A 13,802-nucleotide genomic window follows, 5' to 3' on the forward strand; every position below is an offset into this window, starting at 1 on the left:
AGATATGAGATACCAAAGAAGTTCAGCTTTATTTGACGAAGCTTACAAATACATTCCGGGAGGGGTAAATTCTCCGGTTAGAGCATTTAAATCGGTAGGAGGAGTTCCTGTTTTTATGAAATCGGCAAAAGGAGCTTACCTTACAGATGCTGATGATAATACGTATGTTGATTATATTAATTCTTGGGGACCTGCGATTTTAGGTCATACGCATCCTGAAGTATTGGAAGAATTAAAAATTCAGGCTGAGAAAGGTTTCTCTTTTGGTGCTCCGACTGAACTGGAAACTGAAATTGCAAAATTTATCACTGGAAATGTTCCGAATATCGACCAGATCAGAATGGTTTCTTCAGGAACAGAAGCTTGCATGAGTGCCATCAGACTGGCAAGAGGTTTTACAGGAAGAGATAAATTTATAAAATTTGAAGGGTGCTATCATGGTCACTCAGATTCATTTTTAATCAAGGCGGGAAGTGGTGCAGCAACTTTTGGTAATCCGAATTCTCCGGGAGTCACTGCAGGAACGGCAAAAGATACTTTATTAGCAAGATATAATGATTTTGAGCAAGTAGAAGATTTGTTCAGACATAACCAAGGTGAGATTGCAGCGGTGATTATAGAGCCTGTTGCAGGAAATATGGGATGTGTTCTTCCAGAAAATGAATTCTTACAAAAACTAAGAAAAATTTGTGATGAAAACGGAACATTATTGATTTTTGATGAGGTAATGACTGGTTTCAGATTGGCTTTTGGTGGTGCTCAGGAACTTTTCAATGTAAAAGCAGATTTGGTGACTTACGGTAAAGTGATCGGAGGTGGACTTCCGGTTGGAGCTTTTGCCGGAAGAAACGAAATTATGGATCATTTGGCTCCAAAAGGAGGTGTTTACCAGGCGGGAACATTAAGTGGAAATCCTTTGGCAATGAGAGCTGGTTTGAAGACTTTACAGATCATCAAAAACGATCCTGAATTTTTCAACAGATTGGCAAAAACTACGGAAACTTTAGATTTTGAAATCGGAAAAATTTTGAATGAAAAAGGAATTGCTCATAAAATCAACAGAAAAGGTTCAATGATGTCTGTGTTTTTCCATACGAACAGAGTTTCTAATTTTGATGAAGCTCAGAATGCCAATCATTCATTGTTCAATAATTTCTTCCATCAGTTACTACAAAACGGTATTTATCTTCCGCCAAGTGGCTATGAAACGTATTTCATAAGCGATGCGATAAAAGATAAAGAGATTGATATGACACTGGAAGCAGTTAGAAAATTTGAATATTCAAATTAAAATATTAAAAGGATGAGGTTTTTACTTCATCCTTTTTTATTGTATTTCTGATAAATCGTACAAACAATACAATAATTCGTACCCATTATTCCTTTTCGTTCTTTCTAAATTTGTTGTAAATAATTTGGAAATGAACACTTCAGGCAGCATATCACGAAAAGATTTTCTTAAAAACTCAGCTTTAGCAATGGCAGGACTGGCTTTATCGTCAAATAGGTTGGGAGCAACTTCAATTTTTAATGATGCAACTATTTCTACAAAAGAAAAATTAGCATTAAAAAACGTTCGCCTTGAAACTGGTTTTGAATATGAAGAAGGGGAGGTGATTGCTACGAAGACCGATTTATTTTATATTGAAATTGAAAACGGGAAAATCACGAAAATTTCTCCTAATCAACCCAATGCAAAAGCGATTGATGCAAAAGGATTTTTGATGCTTCCGGCTTTCAAAGATATGCACATTCATTTAGATAAAACTTTTTATGGCGATAAATGGCAGGCTGTGAAAAGAAGAACGGGTGGAGTGAAAGGAATGATCGCTCTGGAACAGCAAATGATGCCCGAATTGTTGAAAAATTCAACTTTCAAGGCGGAAAAAATGATTGAATTATTACAGTCAAAAGGAACTTCTTTTGCAAGAAGCCATGTGAATATTGAACCTACTTCCCAATTACAATCTTTAAAAAATCTACAGAAAGCTCTAGAGCATAAAAAGAAAACGTTCGGAGCTGAATTGGTTGCTTTTCCACAACATGGAGTGTTTTATACAGATTCGGTTCCGTATCTGAAAGAAGCTGCTAAAATGGATATTGATTTTATTGGAGGAGTAGATCCTTTTACGATTGACGGAGCAATTGAAAAAACAATAGATTTTACCGTTCAGTTGGCTTTAGACCATAAGAAGGGAATTGATATTCATTTGCATGAAAGTGGTGAATCTGGTTTGAAAACTGTTGAATATTTAATTGATAAAGTAAATGAAAATCCTTCGTTGAAAGGAAAGACGTATTTAAGTCACTGTTTTGTTTTGGGTAAACTGGAGAAAGCAAAACAGGGAGAAGTTGCAGAAAAATTAGGTAATGCAAATATCGGAATTGTTTCTACGATTCCTTTTGGGAGTTTAGTAATGCCAATCCCGACTTTGTATAAACATAATGTAAAAGTATTGACGGGAAATGACAGTATTGTTGATCACTGGAATACTTTTGGAACAGGAAGTGTGCTGCAAAAAGCGAATTTAATGGCTCAATTGTACGGACAGTCTACCGAATTTTTATTGTCAAGAAGTCTGAAACTGGCGACGGCAAATGTTTTACCGTTGGATGATAAGGGAAATCAGCAATGGCCAAAAGTTGGTGATGAGGCGAATTTAGTTCTTGTACAGGCTAGTTGTTCGGCAGAGGCTGTTTCTAGAATTTCTGATGTGGAATCGTTGATTCACCAAGGAAATGTAGTGTTTTAAAAAGAAGATTTCATTCTGATAAAATTTACGTATTTTAGGGTAAATTATAAGGGAATGAATCATCAGTCAGAGTATTTTCCGATTCTCGGAATTCATGAATTTGCAGAAAAACAATCGAAAGGTTGTCATTTGCTGTTCAATGAACTGAGTGGTGAAAGAAGAATTGATGAACCTCATAAACACGATTTTTTTATTATTAATCTTTTCGAAAAAGGGAAAGGAGTTCATATCATTGATTTTGTTGAGTATCAAGTTGAAAATCATCAGATTCATTTGGTATTTCCGGATCAGGTTCATCAGTGGACAATTGAGAAAGAAACAGTTGGCTATCAATTAATGATCAGTAGAGAATGGTATGAAAGCTTTCTTCCGGCTTTACGGTTTTCGTCCTCTTATTATTTTCAGCATCCTGCATTTACGGTTTCAGAAGAGATTTATCACTTGCTTTTACATGAATTCCAAGCCATTAAAAAAGAGCTTAGTGAAGAGAAGATATTTTGGGAACTTATTCAAAAAAGAAGTGAATTGATTGGTTTACTGGTGAGTAAATCGGTGGAAGGTACTTTTAAAGATTTTGAGATCTACAATTCGAATCCCATTATTTCCAAATTTCTGAACTTCATTAATGAACATTTCAGAACGGAGCGTTCTGTTTCTTTTTATGCAGGTAAATTAAATATCTCAGCAAATTATCTCAATATTGTCTGTAAGAAAAACCTTAATGCATCCGCTTCATCACTTATTCAGGACAGAATTTTGCTTGAGGCAAAACGATTGCTTAAAGTTTCTGAAATGTCGGTAAAAGATATTGTATACGATCTTGGTTTCTATGATCATGCCAGTTTTTCAAAATTTTTCAAGATGCAGACCGGAATGACACCTTCGCAATTCAAGGAATGATCTGTACAAAATAAGACATAATTGATACACCTATTTGAAATAGGAGCGATGTAACTTTGCTGTACTAAATAAGAGTAATGCAATCAAATTATCAGTCTATTTCAAAAGACAACTATTGGATAAAGAATGTTCGCCTGGAAACCGGGTTTGAATATGATGAGGAAGAGATTGTCGGTACCAAAACCGATTTGTTTTGTATTGAAATTGAAAAGGGAAAAATAAAATCTGTACAACCGAATGACAGAAACTCTGATGCGATTGATGGAAAAGGTTTTTTGATGCTTCCTGCATTTAAAGATATGCATATTCATTTGGATAAAACCTTGTATGGACTTCCTTGGCAAGCGCTTTCTCCGAAAAGAAGAACAGTAAAAGACATGATTGCCTATGAACAGGAAATCATTCCTGAATTATTAAAAACGTCTGTAGAAAGGGCAGAGCAACTGATTAATCTACTTCAGCATTACGGAACACATCATGTAAGAACGCATTTTAATATTGATCCTACTTCAGGATTGCAATCATTAGAAAATTTAGAGAAAGCCTTAGAAAATAAAAAAGATTCTTTCAAAGCAGAGTTGGTTGCTTTTCCGCAACATGGAGTGTATTATACAGATTCTGCACCTTTGATGAAAGAAGCTGCTCAGTTAAAGAGTGTTGGTTTTATTGGTGGTTTAGATCCTTTAAGTATTGATGGGAATATTGAAAAAGTGATGGACTTTACCGTTCAGTTGGCTTTAGATCATCACAAAGGAATAGATATTCATTTGCATGAAAGCGGAGAATCAGGGATGAAAACAATCAATTATTTAATTGATAAAGTCCTTGAGAATCCTGAACTTCAGAGAAAAACTTTTGTAAGTCATGCTTTTGCTCTGGCTTATTTAAACCAAAAAGAAACGGAAAAGATTGCTGAAAGATTGGCGGCTTCAAAAGTTGGGATTGCTTCTTCAGTACCTTTCAGAGGAAAAATAATGCCGATTCCTACCTTGAAAAAATATGGAGTGAACGTTTTGATCGGGAATGACAATGTTCAAGATTACTGGAGCACATTCGGATCAGGAAATATGCTGCAGAAAGCTAATCTAATTGCCGAATTGTATGGTTATGAATCTGAATTTGCTCTTTCAAGAACCTTGGAATTTGCAACTCAAAATATTCTTCCGCTAAATGATAAAGGAGAGCAGCAGTGGCCAAAAATTGGTGATGAAGCGAATGTCGTTTTAGTAGATGCTGGTTGCTCTGCAGAAGCGGTTTCGAGAATATCAAAAGTAGAAGTGATGATACATGAAGGAAATGTATTCTGGAAAAATTAAATATATATAGTTGAGTTTTTTTAATACTTGTTTTTATTAATGAAATAATCCATCTCTGGTATGAGATGGATTATTTTTCAATTTGATATGAAGAAAACTTTTATTGAAATCTATAGTAGTCCAGCAAGAAGGTTTACTCCGTCTACTGTAGCCCAAGCTCCTCCAGTTAGAGAAACTTTAGTAACTGTTGTTGCGTTTGTGAATGTTTTTGGAGTAGTTGGTGTATATGCATATCCCCAAACTCCTGCATTGTCAGAATTTACATAATTAACCGGTTCTACTTTCACTTTTCCTGTAAGAACTTGGCTAGTTTCTGTAGCTGCATCCTGAATTAATACAGAGTAAGCTTTTTGAGTACCAATATTTTTATAACCACTGATATAAACATTTGAGAAGATTCCTGTTCCATGTTTTTTGAATTGGATTGCAGAAATTTCTGGAGAGTTTGCTGACTCAGGATTTGTGTTTGTATCTCTAATTAATGTTATGTTTGAGATTTTTGGAGCTGTATTGTCTACATTACTTGACGCTTCAATTTCCATTCCGAAGTTTCCTGTTCCTGTTTGGAAAGCATACCAGTTTGTATTGTTCTGTCCACTCCAAGCATCTTGCCAGTCGAAAGAATCATCATAGTTTCCATAAGCTACTAGATTTTTAGCACTTACAGTTCCTCCGAAGAATTCATATCCGTCATCTGTTCCTTTGTATGAAACTAAATTTTCCAATGTAGTTCCTGCTCCTACAGCGTAGAAAGTCATAGAGTTTGTTTCAGATGTACCATCACCGATTTTTTTACCAGCATATTCTACACGTACAAACTTCATTGTTCCAGAATTGTCATTTGCATCACTTCCTCCGTAATAAACGTTGTTACCATCTTCAGAAAGAGCTTGTGTATTTCCGTTTACAGCTTTGATAGGAGCATTTCCATATAATGTAATTCCACCCCAATCTCCAGGAGTTTTAGTAGATGTTGTAAATACAATAGGCTCAGAAGCTGTACCAACAGCGTTGATATTACCATCTTGAAGAATTACTAATCCACTTGTCTTTGTAGTTACTACATTGAATGTAGCACCTGCTTCAATTGTGATGGTAGCATTGTTGGTTATTTTTACAATTCCATCTAATGTATAGTTTCCTTTTTTAATTAAAAGATCTTTTGTAATAGTTCCTGATAAAGTTCCACTTCCGCTTAATACGCTTTCAGTAGTTCCAGGAGTAGTAACTGTAGTTCCTTCCCCTAAGCCGTCATTTACATCAATAGTACATGAATTTAAGGCTAATGTTAACACAGCTGTTAACGATAATAATGATAAAACTCTTCTTTTCATTTTTTTATACTTATTTTTATTTTTTATACTTATTTTAGAATGTGTAGCCTACTGTGAAGTTAAATGTTACTCCTCTGTAATAGTCTGTAAGAACATTGTTTCCATCTTCTACTTTTAGAGGTAAATAGCTTTTGTCTTCTCCCAATAAGATTCTGTATTTACTGTCAAGAATGTTTTGAACAGCAAACTTTACATTCCAGTTCTTTGTTAATTGTCCTTGATAAACAAAATCTAACTGATGGAAAGGCTTTTCATAATAATTATCTGTGCCCGTTCCTCCTGTTGCATAGATTTTACTTCCTGAAACATTGTATACAAGAGAGAATGTTTGAGCCAGATTCTTACGATTCTTTATTTCGTATTTTAAATCAGCATTGATTGTGTAAGGAGCTGCACCTTGTAACCCCCTTTTGTGTAATGTTTCTCCAGTACTTTTAAACCAAGTTGGTTGTTCCATGTTCAATTGTTCCTGACTTCTCTCAACATTAGAGTGCATGATGGTAGCATTAGCTCCTAATGTGAAATTTTTAAGAGATTCTGATATTCTGCTTAAACTTAAAATTCCTTCTAATTCTATTCCGTACAATTCAGCTTTTTTTGCGTTAAAGAACGTAATGGTAGAACCTGTTGCATCTGCTGATGCTGTTAGAGAACGTTCAATTGCATTATCAATTCTTTTTGCAAATAAGTTGACTGCAAACATTTCTTTTGTAGTTGGGTAATATTCCCATTTCAAATCAAAATTATAGTTTTCACTATTTTGAATATTTTGATTTCCTACAATATTTACGTTATCAGGACTGATATATTTAATAGGCATTGTCTCGATAAGAATAGGACGCGTAACAGTCTTGCTGAAAGCAAATCTTAGATTATTTTTGCTGTTAAGAGCTTTTTTGATCGCCAATGATGGTAAGAAGAAATCCTTATTTTTTTCAAGATTAGTTTTAGTATCTGCACCTTGAGCAGAGAAACGAATAAGAGTCATATCATTTTCGTATCTCGCTCCCAATAAAATATCCCAAGAGTCTGTAGGTTTGAAATTCACATTAGCATAACCTCCATTGATGATCTGATAAAAACTCGAATAGAACTGAGAAACATCAGAACCTTCCTGATAGAATAGATCTCCCTTTTTTATTGATGCATCAAATGTATCTTGTGGTGTATCAACGTTAACAATAAATGGAGTTAAAGAAGCGTTAGAAGTACGTCCAAATAAGAATCTATAAGAAGTTTTTCTGAAATCAGAGAATCCATTATAACCTAATGCGATTTGTATTGGGTAATCTTTTCTATCTCCTTTTTCACCTAAAGACAATTGATATTCTGCAAATGCGGAACCATAAAATCTAGAATCAACATCTAAATATTGGCGAATAAGGTTGTTTCCACCATAACGCATCTGTATCATATTTTCAGGAAGAATAGCTCCTGTACTTGGGTCTGTACGGTTACCGTCAATGATTTTTCTATCCGGTTGGCTGTAATTGTTGATTACATAGCTAGCTCCAGCTTTTATTTGATGTCTGTCTGTGATTTTTTGTGAAGCAGTTAATTGTAGATCCAAAAATCTTGAAACATCCAACTGATTAGTTCTAAAGAAACCAGATTGTTTATTTTGAACTAAATTGTCTTTGTACCCGAAGTTATCTTCAATGATGTTGTTGGTATTTTGTAGATAAAATGCGTTTAAGTTAACAGCAGTTCCCTTGTTTTTATATCCAAGTCCTAGCAACGCGGAAGATTCTGTTTCGTAATTGTATTGTTTACGATTTAGGAAGTTCATATTATCAATGAAAGAATCTTGACCTTGTGATCTGAACTGGTTGTTAGCTCCTTCTTTATATTCAAATTTAGTTCCTTGATTTAGTGAAAATAAAATTCCTAAATTTCCGGATCCCATTTTTACCTTCTGAGCAGTTGTAAATCCAATATTTGTATTTGGCATTGATTTTACATTATCTACATTCCAAGAATCTTTAAAAGAATTTAATGATTCACCAGCCGTAAATCTATAGTTATTAGGTCTTGAATTTCTCACTTCACTAGGTAATCTTCTGTCACTAGAATTTAAGCCTAGATAACCGTTCATCCCAGAAGCTCCTTCAGCCACTTTAAAGTTATCTCTGAAAGTACTTAAAGTATTTACTCCAATACCAAATTCTATTTTAGAAAAAGATTTGTCAATTGTTAAAGTTTCAATATCAAATGTAGCTCCTGCAAAATCTCCGTAAAGATTTGAGTTAAAAGTCTTATAGATGTTCAGTTTACCTACAACGTCTGTTGGAAACTGTTTTAAAGCAATGATTTTTTGAAATGGATTGTTTGAAGGTGAACCAAGACCATTAATTAATAAATAATTGTATCTTTCTTCCAAACCTCTTACGAAAAGTCCTCTTCCTTCTACTGTAGTGATTCCTGTTACCTTAGTAAGACCTTGTTCTACATTGGAGATTCCTTTTCTGGAAATTTCTTCAGCACTTACAGCTTGTTTTTGAATAATCGCTTTCTTTTGTTCTCCTAATACTGCAGTCTCAGTTTTTTTGCTACTGCTTCCTTGGATGATTACGCCTTCAATTTTTTTCTCTTTACTTGCTGTGTCTTTTTTTATTTCTTGAGCATAAAATACAGATCCAGATAAGAATAAGACTGCAACACTAAGTTTATTAATTTTCATTTCTTTTTTACTATATTCTTTCGGTGCAAAGGAATAAAAGATTGCCGGGGTAAATGGTTTAGTAAAATTTAAATTTTTCTTAACTAAACATTAAGAAAAGGATATATTTGTTAACTTTATGTGAACGATGTGTGATTTGTTAATCTGTGATTTAAAAATTATTAACTTTGACTCGTAAAAATTAGAAATGAACCAAAAGAAAATCCTCTTAATAGACGATGAACTGGATATTTTAGAGATTCTGTCTTACAATTTAGAAAAAGAAGGCTACGACATTTATACCGCTACCAATGGTAACGAAGGAATTGACAAAGCCAAAGAAATTATCCCGGATCTTATCTTATTAGATGTAATGATGCCAGAAAAAGATGGTATCGAAACTTGTCAGGAACTTCGTAAAGTAAAAGAACTTCAAAAAACATTAATTGTTTTCCTTTCTGCAAGAAGTGAAGAGTTTTCTCAATTGGCAGGTTTTCAGGCAGGAGCCAATGATTATATTGTAAAATTGATCAAACCGAAAATTCTTACTTCTAAAGTGAATGCCTTATTACAACTGACTTCTCAGGTTTCAGACAATGCCAAGCTGATTGAAATCGGAGATTTGGTAATCGACAAAGACAATTTTAGAGTTTCAAAGGCTGGACAGCAGTTTTTATTGCCGAAAAAAGAATTCGATTTGTTGTATCTTTTAGCCTCGAATACAGAGAAAGTCTTCAAAAGAGAAGAAATTCTTGAAAAAGTTTGGGGAAATGATGTGATTGTAGGAGAAAGAACCATCGATGTTCATATTCGTAGATTAAGAGAAAAATTAGGAATCAACACCATTCAGACTTTAAAAGGAATTGGATATAAACTTATTGTTTAATCCAGATCTTTATACATACAACTAATTATTAAATATTTGTAAAATTGAAATTTTACAGACTTACTCTCGCCACCTCTTGTTTACTAACAGTGGTGATGTTCGTTTTGGTCATCATTTTTGATTGGCTGAAAGATCTTTATTATCAGACTGCATTTTTCAAAATAGGATTACTGATCTGTCTGATTCTCATTTTCATTATCAATTACCTGGTCCTGGAACTGCTTTTCAACTATTACGGAAAGAAGCAGGTTCGTGGGCTTTCTCAGCTCTTACCTCAGGAAATTGTTCAGGACAACGATGAGAATATTACCATAAAAGAATTAGGAGAGCGTTTTTCAGATCTCAATCAGCAGAAAGTTACTGAAATTGATATGATGAAAGAAATGGAAAGCTATCGCAAAGAATATATTGGGAATGTTTCTCATGAGCTTAAAACACCTTTGTTTTCCATTCAGGGATATGTAGAAACCTTAAGAGAGGGAGGAGTCGATAATTTGACGATCCGTGACAAATATTTAGAAAGAATTGATAAATCGGTTGAAAGGCTGATTGCCATTGTTACAGATTTGGATATGATCAACAGGCTTGAAGCGGGGGAGATCAATCTTACTGTTTCCAGATTTGATGTCAATCTACTTATTAAAGAGATTTTTGATTTGCTTGATCTTGAAGCTGAAAAGCGCAATACCACATTACAGATTCAGACGTTGCATCCGCAGATTTTTGTAGATGCAGACAAGCAGAAAATATCTCAGGTTTTTATCAATTTAATTTCCAATGCCATTCACTATGCAAACAGACAGGAAGCAAAAGTGGTGGTGAAAACAAGCATTCTGAAAAATAAAGTTCTTATTGAAGTTATAGATAATGGAATGGGAATAAAATCAGAATTACTGCCTAGAATTTTTGAAAGATTTTATCGTGTGGAAACCAGCAGAAGCAGAAGAGAAGGCGGTTCTGGTCTTGGATTGGCGATTGTGAAGCATATTCTGGAAGCTCACAACGAAAACATTACTGTAGAAAGTGTATATCTTGAAGGAACGAAGTTCAGTTTTATGCTCGAAAAAAGTAAATAGTTTCGGCAAAATGTAAGAAAAAAAAATATTTTAAAAAATTCTGAAATATTTTTTTGTCACATGTCATTTATTATATATTTGCAGCAGAGATTTATCATAATAAAAAAGGCAAAAAGTAATTTAAAAACTGATATGGTTTACAAAATCCGCGTAATATTAGATGCGAAAGAAGATATTTTCCGTGATATCGAAGTTAAAGGAAAACAGACGCTATGGAACTTACATTTAGGAATTAAAAGTGCATTCAGCCTGCAAGGTGAAGAGCTTTCTACTTTTAATTTGCTGGAGGAAGATGGTACAATAGTAAAAAGTGTTCCATTAGAAGATATGAGTGATGATGGTGATGGCGAAATTATGTCAGATGTATACATTGATGAGGCATTTGAAAAGAATGGAGACAAAGCTCAGTTTCAGTACGGTCTTTTAGATCTTTGGGAATTTTTCTGTGAACTTGTAGAAGTTATTGACGAAACGAAAGGAGTTAATTACCCGATCACTGTTTACAGATTTGGAAACGTTCCTTTAAAAGCTCCTAGTAAAAACGGTGCTTCAGGAGGATCAAAGAAAAAATCGGCGATGCCTTTAATGGAGGATGATTTCGGTTTTGATGATGATTTTGGAGGAGGAAGCAACAACTTTGCGGATGAAGATGATGACAACTTCGATGATGAGGAGGAAGAAGATTACAATGATGATGCTTTTGATGATGAAGATGATAATGACGATGAAAGATAAAAATAGCTGAAAAAATAATATAGCCCTGAATGAAAATTCAGGGTTTTTTGTTGAATAAACCGAGTGAAAAATCATTTTATTAACAATATTTATCAACTGTGATTCATAGCTATTATCACCCAATTCGTTATTTTTGTTAAAAATAGATAAATGAAAAAATGGATTTTATCGACGATAATTGGTATAGGAATGGTTTCCTGTACGACACAAAATATAAATAAAAGCACTATGGATTTTCCGAAAGAATGGAAGCATGCAACGAATATCTACGAAGTAAACGTAAGACAATATACAGAAGAAGGAACTTTCAGAGCATTTGAAAAGGAAATGCCGAGACTGAAAGCGATGGGAGTGAAAACACTTTGGTTTATGCCTATTACTCCTATTGCCCAGCAAAATAAAAAAGGAAGCTTGGGAAGTCCTTATGCGGCTTCAGATTATGTTTCTATCAACCCGGAATTTGGAACGATGGCAGACTTTAAACACATGGTAAATGCTGCTCACAGGCTTGGTTTTAAAGTAATTATCGATTGGGTGGCCAATCATACAGGTTGGGATCATGTGTGGACTAAAACGCATCCTGAATTTTATCTGAAAGATCCCGATGGGAAATTCCATATTGCGTCCGGAATGGATGATATCATTGAACTGGATTATAAAAACCAGGAAATGAGAAAAGCAATGATTGATGCGATGAAGTTTTGGGTGAAAGAAACCAATATAGACGGTTTCAGATGTGATTTGGCATCTTGGGTTGAAGTAGATTTTTGGCAACAGGCAAGACCGGAAGTCGAAACCATAAAACCTCTTTTCTGGCTGGGCGAATTTGACGAACTGGAAAATCCTGAATACGGAAAAGTATTTGATGCAAGCTATTCGTGGAAGTGGATGCATGCTTCGAATGACTATTACAATAAAAACCAGCCTTTGCACGATCTGAAAAACTTACTGGAACAATATGCAAAAATTGGTAATGGCTCTATGAGAGCCTGGTTTACGTCAAACCACGATGAAAACTCGTGGAATGGAACGGAATATGAAAAATATGGAGCTATCACCAAGCCAATGGCGGTTTTTTCAGTTACTTGGAACGGGGTTCCGTTGTTGTATTCGGGGCAGGAGCTTCCTAATGACAAAAGACTGGAGTTTTTTGAAAAAGACCCTATTAAATGGACGAATAACTATCAGAATGCTGCCTTCTATAAAACATTATTGAACTTAAAATCTTCCAATCCGGCTTTAAGAGGAGGCGATCCTGCGGCTTCTACCTATATTTTGAATACAACGGCAAATGATAAGATTTTTGCTTATGTAAGGAAAAATGGGGAAGATGAGGTTTTAGTGGTATTGAATATGTCAAAAGACCCGGTTGAATTTACGATTGAAGATGATTATTTGTCCGGAGCCTTTGTAAATGTTTTTGACGGTTCCAAAAGAGATTTTAATCAAGGAAAACATTTTAATTTCCAGGTATCCGACTATGCTGTATTTGAGAAATAATTTTGAAGAGAGAAAAATGGATAAACAACAGATATTAGATACTATAAAAATAAAAACGGCAGAGAAGATTCATACTTTTGAAAAGTTGATAGCGGAAACAAGAGCTTCAAATAACGATACCAAAAGTTCTATGGGAGATAAGTATGAGACGGGTCGGGAAATGCTTCAGCAGGAGATCAATAATCTTACAAGACAGCTCAATGAAGCACTCAGTCAGCAGGCTTTGCTTCAGAAAATTACCTCAGAACCTTCCTTAAAAGTACAAAACGGAGCCTTGGTAAAAACCGATAAAGGATTGTTTTATGTCTCTGTTTCAATGGGTGAGATTATAGTAGAAAGTCAAAAAATTATGACCGTTTCAATAGAATCTCCACTAATTAAAGCTATGTTGGGGAAAAAAGAAAAAGAAACCTTTAGCATCAATAATATCCAACAGATTATTGAAGGGATTTGGTAAATTAAAAATGGGTTTGAAATATTAATTGTTTCATAAAATATAAAATGCCTTAAATCTTATTCTTTTTTCTTCTTTTTGAATAATTTGTTAATTTTTATGAATTGTTTTTGTAATATTTAACTTAATTCGTGTAAAATTAAGAAAACTTTATTGTTAAAATTTTAAAACATAATACCGTTTCTTCGT

The 13,802-nt window shown here is 34.3% G+C and carries 11 protein-coding genes; 9 read left to right on the plus strand and 2 right to left on the minus strand.

The annotated features are described in order from the left end of the window. The first annotated feature begins 4 nt into the window (after window positions 1–4). The 4 genes from hemL (at window position 5) to RM51_RS07765 (ending at window position 4,969) form a co-directional block, all read left to right on the plus strand. On the plus strand, window positions 5–1,291 hold the full coding sequence (gene hemL, locus RM51_RS07750; protein WP_039367162.1) for a glutamate-1-semialdehyde 2,1-aminomutase: 1,287 nt from the start codon (window positions 5–7) through the stop codon (window positions 1,289–1,291). A 130-nt stretch (window positions 1,292–1,421) separates the two neighbouring features. Continuing rightward, entirely contained in the window at window positions 1,422–2,753 is a 1,332-nt protein-coding gene (locus RM51_RS07755; RefSeq protein ID WP_039367165.1) for an amidohydrolase, read from the plus strand. A 54-nt stretch (window positions 2,754–2,807) separates the two neighbouring features. Continuing rightward, the gene (locus tag RM51_RS07760; RefSeq protein ID WP_039367167.1) at window positions 2,808–3,653 is read left to right on the plus strand and encodes an AraC family transcriptional regulator; all 846 of its coding nucleotides are present in this window, start codon (window positions 2,808–2,810) and stop codon (window positions 3,651–3,653) included. 77 nt (window positions 3,654–3,730) lie between these two features. Next, entirely contained in the window at window positions 3,731–4,969 is a 1,239-nt protein-coding gene (locus tag RM51_RS07765; protein WP_039367169.1) for an amidohydrolase, read from the plus strand. Window positions 4,970–5,079: 110 nt separating this feature from the next. On the opposite strand, the gene RM51_RS07770 is transcribed toward RM51_RS07765, so the two are convergent. Both RM51_RS07770 and RM51_RS07775 read right to left on the minus strand, forming a co-directional pair. Next, window positions 5,080–6,303 carry a hypothetical protein gene (locus tag RM51_RS07770; RefSeq protein ID WP_039367172.1) on the minus strand — a complete coding sequence of 408 codons (1,224 nt, stop codon included), beginning with the start codon at window positions 6,301–6,303 and terminating at the stop codon, window positions 5,080–5,082. Window positions 6,304–6,337: 34 nt separating this feature from the next. After that, on the minus strand, window positions 6,338–8,983 hold the full coding sequence (locus RM51_RS07775; protein ID WP_039367174.1) for a TonB-dependent receptor plug domain-containing protein: 2,646 nt from the start codon (window positions 8,981–8,983) through the stop codon (window positions 6,338–6,340). A 187-nt stretch (window positions 8,984–9,170) separates the two neighbouring features. On the opposite strand from RM51_RS07775, the gene RM51_RS07780 reads away from it, so the two are divergent. The 5 genes from RM51_RS07780 (at window position 9,171) to RM51_RS07800 (ending at window position 13,616) form a co-directional block, all read left to right on the plus strand. Continuing rightward, window positions 9,171–9,848 (plus strand): response regulator transcription factor, encoded by a 678-nt coding sequence (locus tag RM51_RS07780; protein WP_039367177.1) that lies wholly within the window; start codon window positions 9,171–9,173, stop codon window positions 9,846–9,848. Between the two features lie 44 nt (window positions 9,849–9,892). Next, on the plus strand, window positions 9,893–10,924 hold the full coding sequence (locus RM51_RS07785) for a sensor histidine kinase (protein WP_039367180.1): 1,032 nt from the start codon (window positions 9,893–9,895) through the stop codon (window positions 10,922–10,924). A 132-nt stretch (window positions 10,925–11,056) separates the two neighbouring features. Beyond that, window positions 11,057–11,659, plus strand: a complete 603-nt coding sequence (locus tag RM51_RS07790) for an IS1096 element passenger TnpR family protein (RefSeq protein ID WP_039367784.1) — start codon at window positions 11,057–11,059, stop codon at window positions 11,657–11,659. A gap of 150 nt (window positions 11,660–11,809) precedes the next feature. Continuing rightward, a complete protein-coding gene (locus RM51_RS07795) occupies window positions 11,810–13,159 on the plus strand; it encodes an alpha-amylase family glycosyl hydrolase (protein ID WP_039367183.1) in 1,350 nt (449 codons plus the stop codon). A gap of 16 nt (window positions 13,160–13,175) precedes the next feature. After that, the gene (locus tag RM51_RS07800) at window positions 13,176–13,616 is read left to right on the plus strand and encodes a hypothetical protein (RefSeq protein WP_039367786.1); all 441 of its coding nucleotides are present in this window, start codon (window positions 13,176–13,178) and stop codon (window positions 13,614–13,616) included. Window positions 13,617–13,802 lie beyond the last annotated feature (186 nt).

The sequence above is a fragment of the Chryseobacterium taiwanense genome (assembly GCF_000813825.1).
Classification (GTDB): Bacteria; Bacteroidota; Bacteroidia; order Flavobacteriales; family Weeksellaceae; genus Chryseobacterium; species Chryseobacterium taiwanense.